This is a genomic window from Klebsiella sp. CTHL.F3a (assembly GCF_019890895.1).
Taxonomy (GTDB): domain Bacteria; phylum Pseudomonadota; class Gammaproteobacteria; order Enterobacterales; family Enterobacteriaceae; genus Klebsiella; species Klebsiella grimontii.
In genome coordinates, this window is the sequence record NZ_CP082361.1 from 110,483 (window position 1) to 126,431 (window position 15,949).

The following is a 15,949-nucleotide window of genomic DNA, read 5'->3' on the forward strand; positions in this document are numbered from 1 at the left end:
CAGTGGTGCACCTTCTGATTCGTGATCGTAGTGATAGTCAAAATGATAATAAATATCATTTTCTTTTAATTGCTGGCGTCTTATCAGATATGGGGCACGTTAATGAACCACAACAAAGTTCGTCGCGCAGGCTATGCATTGGCCTCGGTACTGCTGGCAGGTGTAACGGGTATGGCGATGTCTGCCTTACAGCAACCTCAGGTACCACAGTTCAGTTTTATTATTCCAGCAAAGTCGGTCACTCAGGCCGTCAATGACATTGGCAGGATTGCCGGTCTTTCCGTGGTGTTTCGCGAAGACACCGCTATTGAGATAACCGGCAAACCGGTTCAGGGGCTGATGAGCGTCGAGCAGGCGCTGACCACTCTGCTGAGTGACAGCGGGCTGGGCTACCGCTTCAGTAACGACAGCACCGTACAGATTTTTCAGTTGCCAGCGCGCCCGGCGGCGAATGCCAGCACCATGGTTGTCATCGCCCCGGATAACGGCAGGTTAGGGCCGGTGAATGGCTATGTTGCCAGCAACAGCACCGTCGGGACCAAAACCAACACGCCACTGATGAATAACCCGCAGTCGGTTAGTGTGATCACCCGCGATCAGGTGGATGTGCAGGGGGCTCAGAGCCTGACCCAGACGCTGCGCTATTCGGCTGGGGTCTCAGCGGAAGTTCGCGGATCAGCATCACGCTACGATCTGCCTTATATTCGTGGCTTTGGATCGCCAACCGACAGCAACCTGTATCTTGATGGCCTGCGCTTACTGCGCGGAGGCGGTTACGTGATCCCGCAGGTTGAAACCTTTGGCATTGAGCGCATTGAGTTTCTCAGGGGGCCTTCGTCGGCGCTGTACGGCGGGGTGAATCCCGGCGGATTGATTAATGCGGTATCTAAAGTCCCTTCCAGCGCAGCACAGAACTCGGTGGAACTCCTCTACGGTAGTCACAAGCGCATGCAACTGGGGTTGGATTCTACCGGGCCGCTGGTCGACGATAATTCCCTACTGTACCGGATCATTGTCCTCGGTCGGCAATCGAATACCCAAGTGGTGAATACGAAAGAAGAACGGCTGTTCGTTGCGCCATCGCTAACCTGGATACCCGATGTCGATACATCTTTTACCCTCAGTATGAGTTATCAGCGCGATCCTGAAGGGGGCTACTACGGCGTTCTGCCGACAGTTGGTAGCCTGTGGTCCAGCCCGGCCGGACAGATCGCACGTAGTTTTAACGATGGCGATCCGGAGTATGATGAGTTCAGCCGCTCACAAACGGCGGTGGGTTATCAGTTTGAACACCGTTTTAACGACACCTGGACGGTGCGCCACAATCTGCGTTACCTCGATTTGACCACCGTGACCAAAAGCGTCGGCACCGCCGGGCTTGCCGCAGACGGGCACACCATTTCCCGCTACGCGCTGGGCACCGATGAATCACTGCGCGGGTTGACCTCCGATCTGCAACTGCAAGCAGAGTTTGATAGCGGGCTCTTCTCCCATACCGCCGTGGCTGGATTTGACTACCAGGAATCCTCGTGGCGGCAGATCCGTGACTATGGCGCGGCACCGTCGATTGACTACCTCAACCCGGTTTACGGCGTAGCGACCAATCTGCGGTTGGCGCGGATCACCAATCAGAAACAGCACATCACCCAGGCCGGGTATTATCTGCAGGATCAAATCGATCTGGATAACTGGACGTTGGTGGCGGGCGGTCGCTACGATACCGTGCGGACCCGTATCGATAATCATCTCAGCGCCTCGCACGACGTTCAGAATGATGACGCGATAAGCGGCAAGATTGGCCTGATTTACAACTTCGATAACGGCGTTGCACCGTACGTCAGCTACTCCACCTCGTTCCTGCCAGTGACTGGCACGGGCAGCAACGGCAATGCCTTTAAGCCCAATACAGCGCAGCAGCGTGAGCTTGGCGTAAAGTATCAGCCGACCGGTCTGGATGCACTCTTTACCCTCGCATGGTTCGATATTACCCAGAAAAATGTGGTGACTTACGCTAATGCGCTCACCTCATATCAGACCGGGGAACAGCGCTCGCGCGGGCTGGAGTTTGAAAGCAAAATGGCGGTAACCGACAGCATCAATGTGACCGGTGCTTTCACCTATACCAAAGCGGAAGTCACCAGAAGCCTGGCGGCTGATGCTGGTCAGCGGCCAATAGGCATCCCGGATTACACAGCTTCGTTGTGGGCTGATTATACCTTCCGTAGCGGCCTGATGCAGGGGCTGACCGTCGGTGGCGGCGGGCGATATGTAGGGGAAACGGTGGGGGGCTATTCACCGAACGTCTATAGCGCCAGTGCCGTCCGCCTGGATGCGCCGGGCTATACGGTGTTTGATTCGTCGATCGGCTACGACTTCGGCAAGCGGTTTGGCAACCTTATCGGCTTAAGTACCCGCCTGAGCGTCAACAATCTGTTTGATAAAAGCTATGTCACCTGCCTTTCCAACAATTTCTGTAACTACGGTAACGAGCGCGTGGTGAACGTGTCCGTGAACTATCGCTGGTGAAACCGATGAGCGTCATGGAGCAAAATACACATCGGGTGCCCACTGGCGGTGGCCAACTGGCGGTACTGCTGGCAATCAGTGCGCTGTATATCGGCTTCGGTATGACTATGGGACTGTTCCAGGGGGGATTCCCGGCCATTATGCGAGCGCAGGGGATGCGTCTGGAGGCGGTAGGCTGGTTGTATGCGCTTTATCTGCCATTGGGCGTGGCGTTTCTGTGGTCACCGCTGGTCGATCGCTGGCGGCCACCGTTTCTGGCGGTGGAGCTGGCGTGGATTGTACCGATGCAGCTGGCTTCCGCGCTGGTAGTCGCCGCAGTGGCGTTGATGCAGGGGGCCGATATGCGGCTGCTGTTTGCTATGGGGCTGTTTGTCGCCTTCGCGATGGCGACGATGGATATTGCGCTGGACGCGCTGGCGGTGGAGCGGATCGAAAGCGCCTGGCGACCGCGTGCGGCGGCCTGTAAGCTGGCGGCACTTTCCATCGGCGCGATGATCGGCGGCGGTGCATTTGTGGCGATGTTCCAGCGCTTTGGCTGGGCAACCATCTTCCTGTGTTATGCCGCCAGTCTGTTGCTGCTGATCGTGCCGATGTTGCTGGTCAGCAAAACGACGTCGGGTGCGGTTCAGCTATCCGCCTTGCCGCAACAGCAAGCCAGCCTGCGCCGACTGATACGCAATCCGCTGCAGCGCAGGCGGCTGGTGCTGCTGACGTTGACCTGCTGCGTGATCTTCCCGCTATCGGCGCTTAACCGCCTGATGTTGATCGATATGCAGGTGTCGATGGAGGTGATCGGCGGGGTGGTTGGTACGCTGGGGCCGGTCACCATGCTGATTACCGCCGGGATCGCCGCGCCGATAATGCACCGTTTCGGTTTACGGCGGGCGATCTGGTTGTTTACCACACTGGGGATCTTCGCCCTGGCGGCGATGGCGGTGGGCTATCAGCTGGCGCTGCCGTGGCTGGCGATAACCGGGGCGGTCACTATGGGCGCGGCGGTCGGAGGCGTTTATGTTGTGCTCAGTGCCCGTATTCTCGGCTGGTCCCGTGGGGAGCAGCCCGCGACCGACTATGCCACTTTTTATGGCGTCGGCCGCTTTGTCAGCACGCTAGCCACCATCGGCTTTGCGCAGATGGTGTCGCTGATAAACTGGCCGCTGTTTTACCTGTGCGGTGTGCTGGCGCTGCTAGCCGTGGTGGCATTATTGCGCAGTTCCGTGTAGAAAAGGAAACCGAACATGAGTGACAAGCGTGTTTATACCGGTACAGAGCCGGATGCCGAAATTTTTGATATCAGCCACTGGCCGATCGTCTTTATCCGCTTTCCGCAGTTGGGTATGCCGGACAGAACCCATCGCCTGCTAAACGGCCTGACCGATTTTCTGTTGCAGCAACAGCGGGTGGTGTTTGTCTGGATACCGGCGCGGCACGGGCACGAGCGCGAACCCCACGAAGATGAGAAGCTGTCCAGCCGCTGGGTAAAGCAGTATAAAACCGAGCTGCGTGACTGGTGCGCGGGCTACGTTTATCTGACCAACGATGCGGAAGTGCGCGCCAGTCTCAGTGTGCTGTTCCCGAAACTGAAGAAGATGATGCCGTTCCCTAAAGCCCTAGCGGATGACCGGGAAGATGCCTGCGCGAAGGCGCGCGAGTTTCTGGCTTTGCCGGTGAACTAGCCTGAAGGCTCTGTCGCATTAAGTCATCGTCGGGTAACATGCTGTTTTTTTATGATGTTACCTGACCATGCCTCTGATCCGAAATGCCTTCCAGCAATTACATTATCCTGTCGATATCATCGCCCAGTGTGTACGTTGGTATCTGGCCTATGCCCTGAGCCTGCGTAATCTGGAGGAGATAATGGCTGAACGCGGTATCACCGTCGACCATTCCACACTTCACCGTTGGGTCATTCGCCTGGTGCCGCTTCTGGATAAGGCCTTTCGTCGGCATAAACGTTCCGTGGGGCACCGCTGGCGAATGGACCAAACCTACATCAAAATCAAAGGCCAGTGGACATATTTGTATCGCGCCGTCGACAGCGAGGGGCAGACCATCGATTTCCTGCTTACCGCCAGACGGGATGCGGCAGCAGCGCTGCGCTTCTTCCGCAAAGCCATCCGCCACACGGCGAACCCGAAGTGGTGACCATTGATAAAAGCGGCGCTAACACGGCGGCGCTGGTCACACTGAATGCCGACAAACCAGCAGAAGAAATCATCACCATCAGGCAAAACAAGTATCTGAATAACCTGGTAGAGCAGGACCACCGCAATATCAAACGCAGGATACGTCAGATGCTGGGGTTCAAATCATTTCGCCGTGCACAGACCCTGCTGGCAGGCATTGAGCTGCTCCACATGATACGCAAAGGGCAATATCAACATCCGGCAGGTGATGAAATGTCACCGGCAGAACAATTTTATCTGTTGGTTGCCTGAAAAACAGTCAGTGCAACTTCCGCAGCCTCTTTGCCATTAATGCGACAGAACCGATAATACAGTGACAGGAAAAAGAGGAGCGCGTCAGCGCCCCTCTCTTTATCCGACGTTGTGGACTTTGTGTATCAGATGTCGCAGGCTCCGCACCGATGCACGCCTCAACCGGGCCTCACCCGATTCAGGTCTGAGATTTTCCCCGGAAATAGTCTGGTCGTCGCGCAAGCTCCCGCGCAATCAGTTCTTCAGCAAACAGGGGCGCGATTTTGTTGACCCGACGTACCAGATTCCGGCGACGTGCGGCGGCTTTGCGCTCATCGCTCCAGCGCTTAATCTGCCGCTCATCGGGAAAATCCACGCACACCGCATATCCGGCGCCCGCCACCCAGCGCGACATAATGGATTCGGGCGCAGGCTGTCCGGCCTCCACCACTTCGGATGCCAGTTCATGCGGACCAGGACACGGTGATGGTAATTTCCAGCGCAGGGAGTAACGCCATTTCATATCCGGCTCCGGTCTGTCAGTTTGTTTGGTACCATCCAGCGTTCCAGTTGCCTGACATGTTCCGGGCTTTCTTTTGCCAGCGCATTAGTTTCAACCATCACACTCCAGAACGGCTGATTCGCCATCGTCCAGCGCTCCATCGGCTCAAGTGACGGGAAACGCTCACTCCAGCGCCAGAACATCTCCTCCAGGTCATACCGGCGTAAATCAGTACCCGACCAGCGCGCACTCCAGCTGCTGACCGTTTCCGGGGTATGAAAAGCCAGCTCGATTTCCGCCTGCCCCGCCAGCGCCTGGTACGCAGTTTCACGCTGGCTCGCCTCCTTACGGCGCTGGCGGGTGTATTTTTCAGCACTCAGTTCACTCTGCCGGCGACAGCGTTCCGACCACTGAAACTGTGTATCAGGGAACAGTCGCCAGCCATCCTGGGCTGACAACGGTAACCAGCAACACGCGCCACGACTCTCAATCAGCCTGTCGATCGCCGTCAGCCAGGCCTGCTTTTTCCCCCGCAGCTCCTGTTCTGTCATTCCCGCAGAAAACCAGCCGATATCCTTCACGGTGACACGTTTGCTGCCGTTCAGGATACGGAAGAAAGCCCTGGCATAAGCAAACTCTGCAATACAGGCGCCACGCTCTAATTTTCGCTCCACTTCCGCGATGGCCTGCATCGCAGCACGACACTCTTTGCTCAGGGGGACCAGTGACAGATTCGCCGGGATCATAGAGCGCCCTCCATTGCCAGCACGCTGATAATACTGGCCTGACTGTAGCCATCGGTATCGAGCCGTGCGGTCAGACTGAGTGTGTGCGAAATCACCTCCGGCGACCAGTCAGACAGGGTGCTGATAACCGAGAACGGACAACCGCTGGCAGGGACAAACACCACCATCCAGGCCGGGGAGATATCGCCGGGACTGCACACGGCGAGATGATAGTTACCGTGTGAAGGCGTGAAGCGGACCTGTACCGGGAAAACGCCCCCGAACTCGCTGCGGTACTCCCCGTTCATGTCCCAGTTATCCGGGCAGTTCAGGTCACGCATCACTGCATGGGTCAGTTCGCGGCGCAAATCCTCACCCGCTTCGCGCCAGTCTTCGAATTCCTGTGGGGTCATGGTGTTCAGTACTTCGGGGGTAATAACATTGCGCATCATCGTCTTCTTATCGCCGCCCCGCAGGGCGGCGTCTCCGTTATCAGGCAGCGTGTGAGGTGGGTTCGTCAGTGTCAGGCGTGGTGTTCGCTTCTTCCGGCGTTGCCGCATCCGGGGACTGCATCCATCCCGGTACCCAGCGGGTCCCGGAGAGCCACTGTTCGGCGTGACTGACGGCGTCGCCCTTCTTCATTTTTTCAGCATCCGAGGCGGCCCCGGTCAGTCCGGCGTCGTTCAGCGCCGCCACAATCTGATTTTTGCTGAGTAACCCGAGGTAGTTATCCGCCGTTGGCTGCCACCAGTCGCGCAGATGGAATCCGAGCGCTGCCTCGACACCGTCAAGGTCGCTGCGGCGGGTATGTCCGTGTTCGCGGGTCTGGACACCATCCACAGAACAGGCAGTACAGAAGGCCATCAGCGACATCAGGGTCTGTCCGTCGAGGGCAAAGAAGGTGGTGAAATCGTTCTTCCAGCCCTCCGGCAGCAGCGCCTCCAGACGGGCTTTCTCCTGCATCAGAGACTGCCATGCCTGACCGTTTTCTCCGGTCGGGGCTTCGCTGGTGAGGCTGCTGTGGTGAACCCCGAGATTCATCACGAACGGGTGCCGGGTGGTGATACAGTAGTGGAACACGCAGCTGCACAGCCGCCAGACCATCAGGGCCACGGCTTTCTGTGGCTGCCTGACCAGCTCCGCCTGCACCGCCAGCGTTCTCTCGGACGACATTTTTTTCAGGAGTGGTACGCTGATACCCTCTGCCACATCCGGGGTGCTGCTGGCGACCACATGGATGGAAGCCTGAGTGACGGTACTTTCCTGCCCGTCAGCGACCGCCTCCTGCACTTTCTTCTGCACTCCGCGCTGGATGCAAAGCTCGCCGTCACTCAGGCTGACCACCACGCCACAGGCCGCTTTCTGCTCCGGTGTCCATGCCCGGATCGATGCTGCCTCTTCAGTCTCGTCAATCAGCACCTGAATCGCGGCTTCGTCCTCAAACGTTTCAGTGGCTTCCTGCGTGGCGTACAGTTCATCGAGACGCTGCTGCTCGTCAGCGCTGAGTTCGCCCTCCGGCTCCGGCAGGACCAGATAATGCTCGCGGTCGTCACCGTAGTTCCGCACCGCCCCTTCCCGTGCCAGTGACCATGACCAGCCCTCCTGCATTTCAATAGCCAGCGCGGTGGACTCCAGCTTCTCCTGCATCAGACGCCCGACCAGCACCCCGTCTGCCGTTCCGTCTCCCTCCTGCGCGCTGAACAGGTCCTCGCGCACGTTGCCCCCTGCGGCCTCATACGCTTCGCGACCGACAAATATAAAGCGGGCGTCGCGAACCGATATTTCGGTGTCCGTGATGGCGCGTTTCAGCATGTGAGCGGGGGCGTGGCTGTGCTGCGCCTTCACGCGCTGGTACATCTCCACCTGACGCGCCGGGTCACTTTCCAGACTGAGCGCCTGACACTGCTCCACATCGAGCTGGTTCTCTGCCAGCAGGGCGATAAGTTCCGGGGCAAGATTTGCCAGCTTCAACATGCGCTGGACGTGGCGCGAACTGTAGCCCAGCTGGTCCCCGATTTGCGCCGGAGTCTTGCCCTGCTCAGACAACGTGCGGAAACCGCTGATCTGCTCTGCCGGGTGCATCGCCACCCGGTTGTTGTTCTCGACCATTGAGGCCACCACCGCCAGTTCGTCACTGACGCGCTTCACGATGACCTGATGCCCGGCACCGATGCGCTGCTCGCTCTGTAAAAGCTGCAGGGCAGCCAGACGACGACCGCCCGCCGCCACGCCCGAGAGACCGTCCGGCAGGGTATGAACCACCAGATTCTGAATGAGGCCGACCGCGAGAATGGAGTCAGCCATTTCCCGGACACTCTCCGGCGGATACGGGATAGTGCGGACGTTAAGCGGGGATTTGACCAGCGCCGACAGTGGCACCATCTCAATCTGTGCGGCCTCAAGCGCGGCTTTCAGGGCGGCGGATTCGGCTGGTTTCACCACTTTTTTACTGGTTTTCGCGGGGGTTTTTGCTTTAGACTCGGTCACTGACATGATTGATTTCTCTCCGATATTAGTTAATGTCTGCCGGGCAGACCCGAATCCTGCCCGGCACCTCTTACTGCTTACTGCGTTTTACGTACTCCGTAGTCCCGGATGTAACGGTTCATCAGGGCCTCACTGCCCGGTTCAAAATTCCAGGCACGCCAGACCATGCTGCCGTCATCCTGATGACGGACGACAAGGCGAAAATGGGTCCCCTGATCGTCCTCAATCGCCACATTCTGATACTGCGCCGTGACCGCCTGCGCCTGACTACGGGTGAACGTGCCATCTGACAGGGATTCCAGGGGGGACAAAACGTTGTGGTCCATGTGTTTCTCCTTTAACTGCCCCGCCTGAGCGGGGCGTGTTCATCATGGTTTAAAAGGGCACATCGTCATCGGTCAGCGGGTAATCGTCCGGGAACGGCTGGGGAGGAAGCTGAGACGGAGCGGCGCTCTGACGGCCTTTTTTACCGCCCTTCGCTTTCGGGGATTTAGCCGGGGCTTCAGCTGGTTGTGCCGGGACGGCAGGACTCTGCGGCTGCACGGGCTGCTGCGGCGCGGTATTCTCAGACGGACTGCCCTCACGACGACCGCCGAGCATCTGCATGGTGCCGTTCTGCCCGACCAGCACCTCGGTGACGTAGCGCGTGGCACCGGTATCGTCCTGCCAGCTACGGGTGCGTAACTGGCCCTCGATGTAGACCTGCGCGCCTTTACGCAGGTACTCCCCCGCCACTTCAGCGAGCTTGCCGAACATGACAACACGGTGCCATTCGGTGTTTTCGCGCAGTTCCCCGCTCTGCCTGTCACGCCATGTTTCGGACGTGGCCAGCGTCAGGTTTGCCACTGCGCCGCCGTTGGGCATGTAACGCACCTCGGGGTCCTGCCCCAGATGCCCGACCAGAATGACTTTGTTTACGCCACGTGCTGCCATGATGAATCTCCTTACTCTTTTGTTTTGCCTTTAAAAACCGTCACCCGTTGAGTTGCCGGGGCCGCGGTTTTGACGTTTTGCGGGGACCTGCTGAACGTGCCCGCTGGTTGTTACCTTCACCCGTTTGAGAGCCGTTCGCCGCAAGGGCGTCAACGACCACGGACCGGTGCAGATGTCCGGGGTGAGCGGTCAATTTTTTACGGTCTAATGAAGCCTGCGGAATGGCCGGGGAAAATTTATTGCGAAAGGCTTCGCCGTCCCTGGACAGCCAGGCGGGTTGTGGTTGTCTCAGCCCCGGCGAAAAGACTCAAAGGGGTGAAAAAACCAGGCAAGGAATGAGCAGGAACCCGCCGCAACGTCGGAGAAGCGGCAGCGAAAACGGCGTTGCGCCTTACAGCCCGGCGTCAGTTTGCCGGGGTGCGAAAAGCGAAGGTGACGGCGCGTAAAAGGGCGGCGCATCCTTTCAGGATGCTGCAAGCCTGCCGTTGACACTGGACATCAGACACTAGCCGGCAGGCCCGAAACCGCCTGGCGGGTTCGGCGGAGCTTACCGCGTCATTTGGCGGTTAGCGGAGTGTGGCTCGACGACCGGACGCGCAGCGGTCGGGAGCCGAAGGTGGCCCGGTGGCAGATTGTGTGAAAAGAACGTCAGGGGGAGGAAGAGCAACAACATCAACAACATCAACAACATCAACAACATCAACAACATCAACAATAGCTGCATAAGGCAAAGAAAAAGACAAAGACAAAGGCAGAGGCAGAGGCAGAGGCAGAGGCAGAGGCAGAGGCAGAGGCAGAGGCAGAGGCAGAGGCAGAAATAGTACCGGTCATGACAGAGAGTTTCTCTTCTCTTTTCTGAACTGAACCCCGGCATACCATGCAGAGGCGAGACAGGCGAATGTACTGATGAGTACCCGGTTTTCTTCATCGGGCTCTGCACCGTTAAGCATAAAAGCGACGATGACGGCGGCAGCCATTCCCCATGCAATACCGGACCACAGACGTAGTCTGTCGGCAATTATATTGACAATAATGAAGGCGACAGAGAAGCCGAAAGCCCATAACATCATGACGGGATGGAATGGCATAAATACAAGATTAAACGCGCTGAACAAACACGTCATAGCAAATAAAGCAGACATACGCACCGCAGTCCCTCCCTGGGAAAAAAATTAAGGCTTACTCTCACCGCCACCGTCTTCGGGCTTCAGGTATTCGGGCGCATTGGCGCGCGGCAGCTGCTGACTGTTCAGCCGATGCACCCGGAGACGTTCACGGAAATATTCGCGCAGATGTTCGGGCTGCTCCCGTTCAACCCGCTCCGGCACCACGGACTTGTTCATCCGCTCCTGCCAGGCAACAGCGGCGGCCGCTTTATCGACGGAGACTTTGTCCTGCTCGTCTTTTGAGAATGAGGCGATATTCCATTTTGACATATGCACCTTACCATTTTCCAGAAAGCTATCACGGATAATTCGCGCATTCAGAGACTTCAGCGACTGAGAACGGAGAAGAGAGCGAGCGGCGCCGGAGGCGCGGCGAAGTTTCTCTCCGGCAGGCGCAGCCTGCCAGGGTTTTGGGCGCGGGCAGACAGGCGCCCTCCTGCCCGGACGCCTGTCATCGAGCTTACTGCTTACTGCCCTTTACCGCCCTGTAAGATGAAGTGTCCGCCGATGTAGACGGCACACTGGCAGGTCATGTAATAGCAGATTTCGTCCATCACCTGGGCTGTGGTCAGTTCCCGCTGCCCGGCATCCCGGCGGCGTGCATTAATCAGGGCTTTGTACTGGCGCAGGATATCGCGGCTTTGTGGTGCAAGTTTCATGTGTTTTCTCCTTAACCGGCGGGCTTCCCCGCCGGACATCATTCAGTTTCTGAAGACATAACCATCATGGAGCACATACCCGCTGCTGAATAAATCCCGCGCGTATGCCTCATAATCGAAATAGATGCGCAGGGATTCAGGCATCTCGTTTAACAGGCCGTTGTCCTCCACAAAGCCATAAGCAAAATCTTCCTCGCTTTCCGCTTCGCCGTAATACGCGTCATCAAAGGCGTCATAGTCGCACTCGCCTGTATACTCCGCCCAGGCTACAAACGCGGCGGCGCGCCCGTCATCCAGTGCCTGCCGGAAGGCCTCAATAAACGCCCACTTAACAGAGGATTCAGAGGCAAACTGTGACGGGATGCCCTCGATGTCCTGGAACATCAGCTCGGGATCTTCCTCGCCGGCGTGCAGCGTCCGGCAGGCGTCATAGAACGCGTCTTCGTCGTCGAAATCGGTCAAATCAAACCATTTGCCGAAAATGCTGCCGCAGTTGTACTGGTGATACGTACCCACATAGACCGCCGGAACCGTAATTGATGAATTCATTTTTTCGTCTCCCTGCGGGGCGGCATGGCCGCCCCGGTCGTTAATCAGTCCAGCGCGGCGTAAATGGCGTTGCATTCCGGGTGAAGGGTGATGTGATTCCAGAGCTGGGCATCACGCAGCATGTAAAGGTGAGTCAGGGCCGGGTTGCCGCTGTCATGATTTGCCGCCAGACGGCGATTAACCGCCAGGGATGTCAGAATAATACCCGCCGCGTCGGCGCTCACAATGCGGTCAAACCAGCTTTCCGTGCTGACCAGATGAACGCGGCCACAATCGGGCATCATGTAACCGCCGCCCTCCGGTAAGCGGATGTAATGCCAGAATTCGACTTCATATTCGGGCATCCATTTTTTGGCCAGCGCATACACCTGCAATTCTGCGAGCATAAAATCAGCGCCAAACATGTAGGGCATAAAAGACAGGCGGTCGGACTCTTCAACATTCAGGACGGGGCGTGTTGTCACAGACTGCATGGTAAAACCTCCGTAATCACATGGACTGCGACACCGGGCGGTGCCGTGCCGACACGACAGCCCGGCGAAAAGCGGAAGATGCAGGGGCGACACCGGAGGCCGCAGCGCAGATAAAGCGCGAAGCCGGTCTGGACGGTTTTGGAGCGAAATTTGAGCGAGAAAACAACGGGAAGAACGGCGAGGCTCATTAAAAACACTGCGACCGGGCGAGGATGGCGGCGTCAGCGCACCCTTGCATCTGCAGCGGCCGGGCTAAAGTGAAGGCACGGCACAGCCCGCACACGACACGGCGATAACAGAGGCGGGTTTTCATCCCAGAGGCCCGGAGGCCGGGCCGGGTGAATGCGGAGCCGGCACGGTGACATCCTTATCGCACGGATCCTCCTGCGCCGGCAGGCAGACAAGGGGAAGTTTCCCCTCCCCCACAGAAACGGCCTGTCACACCTGAGCGTTGACGCCGCGGGCCTCTCTCACCACGTCCCGCAATACGCGGCGATCAAGCCAGCGGCGGGCCGGGTCGCCGGGGAAACGCAGCATATCGGTGATAACGCCTGCGGCTTCGATTTCCTCCCGTCGTTCATTAACCACGGTCAACAGGATGGGGCAGAACGACGCCCCGCGGACCAGAACAGCGTCAAGGACGGCATCCAGTACGTCAGTGTCGTTTTCATCGAGCCAGTTTTCATGCTCGTACTCGTCAGCCAGTACGCGCCAGTCACCAAACCGCCTGTCCATCAGTCGCGGCGTGACGGACGGTTTCAGCGCAGCGGCAAGGCGGTGCGCATCCAGCCTGACGATTTCCGCTATCTGCGCGAGGGAGACTCTCAGGAAGGCCAGCAGGTCGTCACATTCCGCCGCCGTCAGCCATTCCTGTCCATAAGGCAGATGGAGTGTCTGGGCGTCCGCCAGTTTTTCCGGGGGCATAAAGCCCTTTGCCGGGTACAGATACAGCCGCGCCGGGGTTCCCGCCAGCCGCCTGGCGCTGGCGGTCAGCAAACCGGCCCGGCCATACGTCAGAGGCTGGCAAAGGTGAGTGACCAGCGCCAGAATGTACGCGGCATCGAGCGAGCCGGTGGCGACTGACCAGCCAGGCATGGTTTCAGGCGCGATTTGCATCATATCCACGCAAGGCGGCCAGCCCACATCCTGTAGCATCCGGTCGCCGTGGCGCAGGATAAGGGCGTTAAGGGGTTCATTTTTCATCATTATCGTCTCAGTTCGCGTGATATCGCCCCGCCGCTCAGCGGGGCGGTCGGGTTAAGCGGCGATTTCGCGTTTCAGCCAGGCGATTTCTGCCTGAGCGTCAGCAACACTCGGGTAGTGATCGACCGTCAGGGACGGCGAATGCTCGTCTTCTCCGTTAATCGCCTGTGCGGCAATGTCCGTGATGCGATACAGCGTATCGACGGGGACGCTCACGCGGGGAATGCCCGGGCGAATCCCGGCGTACAGCGCCTGCACGGTGCGGAATGACACGCCTTCTTCGGTGTGCTCCCCCGTTCCCGTGCGGCCGATAAGCTCAAGCAGGGTGTGAGCCTCGGCCTCCGTCATGTTCCAGGCCTGGGCCATCACGTCTTCTTTCGTCCAGACCAGCAGGGCGTAGCGTTCTTCGTTTCCAAACATGCGTTTGAGTTTCTTGTTCAGTTCTTTACGGGTGCCATACAGCATGATGTTGTCTCCGTGATTCAGTGGGGTGGCCTCGCCGCCCGGGATTCAGTCTCTGAAAGATTCATCGAGTAACAGGGCGATACTGAACGCCTCATCCATCAGGACGCTGAGACGCCGCAGGCTGATACCGGCAAGCCGCTCCGCCAGTCCGTCGTGCCGGTAGTGATACGTGTCTTCCAGCACTTTGAGGGTGGTTTTCAGGTCGCAAAGATTGTTCGCCAGCCCGGCCATATCCCGGCGCAGGGCTTCGTGTCCGCTGTAGTTCATCACGCCGCCTCCGGGAGCCATTCATCGTTCGCTGCCGGGGTGTTGACGGCCCGGTGCATGGCGGCCAGTCGTTCGGTCCCGGCCCTGTGGTACTGCGCCAGCATTTCAATGCCGATATAGCGACGTCCGGCGCAGTATGCGGCGACGCAGGTCGAGGCACTCCCCGCAAACGGGTCGAGGACAATCGCGCCCGGGGCGCTGAATGACTCAATCAGCGGCTGTAGCGCCTCCACTGGTTTCTGGTTTGGGTGCAGCGGGTTGCCGGTATACGGGAAAGACATCACATCCGGCAGCGGTCTGAGGGGCGGCACCGGGCGGCCTTTGGCAAGGACATAAGCCCCTTCATGGCGGTAGTCCACGAATCCGCGTCGGTCTTTCGCATTACGTCGATTTGACGCATAGGTTTTGGTGAACACAAGCTGGCCCACGGCATAGAATCCCGCCGCTTTCCACGCGGCCATAAAGCGGTCCACCCTGTTCCAGCCGTAGAAACTGACCATCAGGGCGTCTTTTTTAAGGACGCGATACATTTCAAGGGTCGCCGGCGCCAGCCATTCGTCCGTCACATCCCCGGCAATCGCACGGCCTGAGCGGTCTTTAAAGCCCACTAAATAGGGCGGGTCGGCCACAATAAGGTCCACGGCACGGTCGGGGAACCCGCGCATCACATCAATACAGTTCCCGAGAATGAATCTGGACATGGCAGCACTCCTGTAGTCAGAGGGGGCAGGAGGCATCACCGCGATACCGTTCCCTGCCGCACGCTGCCTGTTCATCGCGTCCGGTCACGGGTCAGGCCGACCGTGGAATACCGCAGCCGTCAGTCTTTTCGACGGCAAGGATATGCCGCGAAAGCGGCTTGAAGGGCGTTCATTAAAAAGGCGAGGGACTGGCGTACACTCTCAACGACGCCGGGCATGAGCGGAAAAACCGCCCGCCCCGTAACAGGCCGGACGCGATGAACAGGCAGCGGGTGGCAGGCTTTCAGCGACAACAGGGGAAGGAGGAGTATCGGCATACCTGTCCACAAACGCGGGGTTTAAGATTGTGGATAACCTGAAGGCAGACAGCGGAGAAGCGCGGGAGGACAGGCGTCACCACGCCTGTGCTTTTTTCGTACAATCAGCGGTTCCGGGACTTATCTCCGGCCACAGAGAGGCCGATATACACGCCCGTACCCCAGATGACCTGGGAGAGCACGAAAACCCACAGCGGAACGTCGAACACCAGGAGCGGAAGCAGGCATACCGTCACGATACCAATCATGCGACTGCCGTACTGCCTGCGTACCGGTTCGCTGCTGTCGACGGGGACGCCGGCAAAGCGCAGAGCCTTTCTGAATCCAGGCGACATAAACACCTCCTCGGGTAAAAACTCATTTGTTTTCTGTATATTACAGGATATCGTCACCGCAGGCATCCTGACACACGTTTTTACAGTCAGTCTTTTTTTTCGCAACCACAGCAGCGGCTTAGCCCGGCGCTGCGTAAAGAGGCTTGCAAAAAAACAAAGGCGGCAAAATAATTACTGTATATAAATGGGTCTTCCCTTGTTGTGGTGGCTGAAGACATGATAAT

At 58.2% G+C, this 15,949-nt stretch carries 20 protein-coding genes and 2 pseudogenes; 5 read left to right on the forward strand and 17 right to left on the reverse strand.

Annotated features, from left to right (window positions below; translation table 11 throughout):
- Positions 1-102: 102 nt before the first annotated feature.
- The 5 genes and pseudogenes from K7H21_RS28650 to K7H21_RS29480 all read left to right on the forward strand — a co-directional run bounded on the left by K7H21_RS28650 (position 103) and on the right by K7H21_RS29480 (position 4,964).
- Positions 103-2,526: a TonB-dependent siderophore receptor gene (locus K7H21_RS28650; protein WP_223035948.1), complete on the forward strand. Its 2,424-nt coding sequence runs from the start codon at positions 103-105 to the stop codon at positions 2,524-2,526.
- Positions 2,527-2,540: 14 nt separating this feature from the next.
- Entirely contained in the window at positions 2,541-3,749 is a 1,209-nt protein-coding gene (locus K7H21_RS28655; RefSeq protein ID WP_162536020.1) for an MFS transporter, read from the forward strand.
- Positions 3,750-3,764: 15 nt separating this feature from the next.
- Positions 3,765-4,202 (forward strand): hypothetical protein, encoded by a 438-nt coding sequence (locus K7H21_RS28660; protein WP_049156567.1) that lies wholly within the window; start codon positions 3,765-3,767, stop codon positions 4,200-4,202.
- A gap of 67 nt (positions 4,203-4,269) precedes the next feature.
- A pseudogene (locus K7H21_RS29475) lies at positions 4,270-4,602 on the forward strand (IS6 family transposase); the annotation flags it as partial.
- Positions 4,536-4,964 (forward strand): DDE-type integrase/transposase/recombinase, encoded by a 429-nt coding sequence (locus K7H21_RS29480; RefSeq protein ID WP_462442481.1) that lies wholly within the window; start codon positions 4,536-4,538, stop codon positions 4,962-4,964. The pseudogene K7H21_RS29475 and the gene K7H21_RS29480, both read left to right, overlap by 67 nt.
- 178 nt (positions 4,965-5,142) lie before the next feature.
- Here K7H21_RS29480 and K7H21_RS28670 read toward each other — a convergent pair whose 3' ends face one another.
- The 17 genes and pseudogenes from K7H21_RS28670 to K7H21_RS28750 all read right to left on the reverse strand — a co-directional run bounded on the left by K7H21_RS28670 (position 5,143) and on the right by K7H21_RS28750 (position 15,725).
- On the reverse strand, positions 5,143-5,466 hold the full coding sequence (locus tag K7H21_RS28670) for a theronine dehydrogenase (protein ID WP_223035950.1): 324 nt from the start codon (positions 5,464-5,466) through the stop codon (positions 5,143-5,145).
- Positions 5,463-6,191: a plasmid SOS inhibition protein A gene (locus K7H21_RS28675; RefSeq protein ID WP_223035951.1), complete on the reverse strand. Its 729-nt coding sequence runs from the start codon at positions 6,189-6,191 to the stop codon at positions 5,463-5,465. Before K7H21_RS28675 ends, K7H21_RS28670 begins: the two co-directional genes overlap by 4 nt.
- Entirely contained in the window at positions 6,188-6,622 is a 435-nt protein-coding gene (gene psiB, locus K7H21_RS28680) for a conjugation system SOS inhibitor PsiB (protein ID WP_223035952.1), read from the reverse strand. Before psiB ends, K7H21_RS28675 begins: the two co-directional genes overlap by 4 nt.
- A 40-nt stretch (positions 6,623-6,662) precedes the next feature.
- Complete coding sequence (locus K7H21_RS28685; protein ID WP_223035953.1) at positions 6,663-8,663, reverse strand: ParB/RepB/Spo0J family partition protein; 2,001 nt, start codon at positions 8,661-8,663, stop codon at positions 6,663-6,665.
- Positions 8,664-8,734: 71 nt separating this feature from the next.
- Entirely contained in the window at positions 8,735-8,983 is a 249-nt protein-coding gene (locus K7H21_RS28690; protein ID WP_223035954.1) for a DUF905 domain-containing protein, read from the reverse strand.
- Positions 8,984-9,032: 49 nt separating this feature from the next.
- A complete protein-coding gene (ssb, locus tag K7H21_RS28695) occupies positions 9,033-9,590 on the reverse strand; it encodes a single-stranded DNA-binding protein (protein WP_223035955.1) in 558 nt (185 codons plus the stop codon).
- 827 nt (positions 9,591-10,417) lie between these two features.
- A complete protein-coding gene (locus K7H21_RS28700) occupies positions 10,418-10,738 on the reverse strand; it encodes a hypothetical protein (protein WP_223035956.1) in 321 nt (106 codons plus the stop codon).
- Positions 10,739-10,762: 24 nt separating this feature from the next.
- Entirely contained in the window at positions 10,763-11,026 is a 264-nt protein-coding gene (locus K7H21_RS28705) for a DNA polymerase III subunit theta (RefSeq protein ID WP_223035957.1), read from the reverse strand.
- 197 nt (positions 11,027-11,223) lie between these two features.
- The gene (locus K7H21_RS28710; RefSeq protein ID WP_020803881.1) at positions 11,224-11,415 is read right to left on the reverse strand and encodes a hypothetical protein; all 192 of its coding nucleotides are present in this window, start codon (positions 11,413-11,415) and stop codon (positions 11,224-11,226) included.
- Positions 11,416-11,457: 42 nt separating this feature from the next.
- The gene (locus K7H21_RS28715; RefSeq protein ID WP_223035958.1) at positions 11,458-11,964 is read right to left on the reverse strand and encodes an antirestriction protein ArdA; all 507 of its coding nucleotides are present in this window, start codon (positions 11,962-11,964) and stop codon (positions 11,458-11,460) included.
- A 44-nt stretch (positions 11,965-12,008) separates the two neighbouring features.
- A complete protein-coding gene (locus tag K7H21_RS28720) occupies positions 12,009-12,437 on the reverse strand; it encodes an antirestriction protein (RefSeq protein ID WP_223035959.1) in 429 nt (142 codons plus the stop codon).
- Between the two features lie 438 nt (positions 12,438-12,875).
- Positions 12,876-13,643: a hypothetical protein gene (locus tag K7H21_RS28725; RefSeq protein ID WP_228751085.1), complete on the reverse strand. Its 768-nt coding sequence runs from the start codon at positions 13,641-13,643 to the stop codon at positions 12,876-12,878.
- A 51-nt stretch (positions 13,644-13,694) separates the two neighbouring features.
- Entirely contained in the window at positions 13,695-14,105 is a 411-nt protein-coding gene (locus K7H21_RS28730) for a DUF1380 family protein (RefSeq protein WP_172879525.1), read from the reverse strand.
- A gap of 45 nt (positions 14,106-14,150) precedes the next feature.
- Entirely contained in the window at positions 14,151-14,372 is a 222-nt protein-coding gene (locus K7H21_RS28735; RefSeq protein ID WP_223035960.1) for a hypothetical protein, read from the reverse strand.
- A complete protein-coding gene (locus K7H21_RS28740) occupies positions 14,372-15,073 on the reverse strand; it encodes a DNA methyltransferase (RefSeq protein WP_223035961.1) in 702 nt (233 codons plus the stop codon). Before K7H21_RS28740 ends, K7H21_RS28735 begins: the two co-directional genes overlap by 1 nt.
- A 71-nt stretch (positions 15,074-15,144) precedes the next feature.
- Positions 15,145-15,338: pseudogene (locus K7H21_RS28745) on the reverse strand (hypothetical protein).
- 156 nt (positions 15,339-15,494) lie between these two features.
- Complete coding sequence (locus K7H21_RS28750; protein ID WP_223035962.1) at positions 15,495-15,725, reverse strand: hypothetical protein; 231 nt, start codon at positions 15,723-15,725, stop codon at positions 15,495-15,497.
- Between the last annotated feature and the right edge of the window lie 224 nt (positions 15,726-15,949).

What these genes read in the sequence shown, in the direction of transcription:
- psiB (WP_223035952.1), bottom strand. Translation starts at nt 6,622, where the DNA reads ATGATGCGCAATGTTATTACCCCCGAAGTACTGAACACCATGACCCCA.
- K7H21_RS28725 (WP_228751085.1), bottom strand. Translation starts at nt 13,643, where the DNA reads ATGATGAAAAATGAACCCCTTAACGCCCTTATCCTGCGCCACGGCGAC.
- K7H21_RS28715 (WP_223035958.1), bottom strand. Translation starts at nt 11,964, where the DNA reads ATGAATTCATCAATTACGGTTCCGGCGGTCTATGTGGGTACGTATCAC.
- K7H21_RS28655 (WP_162536020.1), top strand. Translation starts at nt 2,541, where the DNA reads ATGGAGCAAAATACACATCGGGTGCCCACTGGCGGTGGCCAACTGGCG.
- K7H21_RS28660 (WP_049156567.1), top strand. Translation starts at nt 3,765, where the DNA reads ATGAGTGACAAGCGTGTTTATACCGGTACAGAGCCGGATGCCGAAATT.
- K7H21_RS28675 (WP_223035951.1), bottom strand. Translation starts at nt 6,191, where the DNA reads ATGATCCCGGCGAATCTGTCACTGGTCCCCCTGAGCAAAGAGTGTCGT.
- K7H21_RS28735 (WP_223035960.1), bottom strand. Translation starts at nt 14,372, where the DNA reads ATGAACTACAGCGGACACGAAGCCCTGCGCCGGGATATGGCCGGGCTG.
- K7H21_RS28750 (WP_223035962.1), bottom strand. Translation starts at nt 15,725, where the DNA reads ATGTCGCCTGGATTCAGAAAGGCTCTGCGCTTTGCCGGCGTCCCCGTC.
- K7H21_RS28730 (WP_172879525.1), bottom strand. Translation starts at nt 14,105, where the DNA reads ATGCTGTATGGCACCCGTAAAGAACTGAACAAGAAACTCAAACGCATG.
- K7H21_RS28740 (WP_223035961.1), bottom strand. Translation starts at nt 15,073, where the DNA reads ATGTCCAGATTCATTCTCGGGAACTGTATTGATGTGATGCGCGGGTTC.
- K7H21_RS28710 (WP_020803881.1), bottom strand. Translation starts at nt 11,415, where the DNA reads ATGAAACTTGCACCACAAAGCCGCGATATCCTGCGCCAGTACAAAGCC.
- K7H21_RS28650 (WP_223035948.1), top strand. Translation starts at nt 103, where the DNA reads ATGAACCACAACAAAGTTCGTCGCGCAGGCTATGCATTGGCCTCGGTA.
- K7H21_RS28670 (WP_223035950.1), bottom strand. Translation starts at nt 5,466, where the DNA reads ATGAAATGGCGTTACTCCCTGCGCTGGAAATTACCATCACCGTGTCCT.
- K7H21_RS28705 (WP_223035957.1), bottom strand. Translation starts at nt 11,026, where the DNA reads ATGTCAAAATGGAATATCGCCTCATTCTCAAAAGACGAGCAGGACAAA.
- K7H21_RS28720 (WP_223035959.1), bottom strand. Translation starts at nt 12,437, where the DNA reads ATGCAGTCTGTGACAACACGCCCCGTCCTGAATGTTGAAGAGTCCGAC.
- ssb (WP_223035955.1), bottom strand. Translation starts at nt 9,590, where the DNA reads ATGGCAGCACGTGGCGTAAACAAAGTCATTCTGGTCGGGCATCTGGGG.
- K7H21_RS28690 (WP_223035954.1), bottom strand. Translation starts at nt 8,983, where the DNA reads ATGGACCACAACGTTTTGTCCCCCCTGGAATCCCTGTCAGATGGCACG.
- K7H21_RS28685 (WP_223035953.1), bottom strand. Translation starts at nt 8,663, where the DNA reads ATGTCAGTGACCGAGTCTAAAGCAAAAACCCCCGCGAAAACCAGTAAA.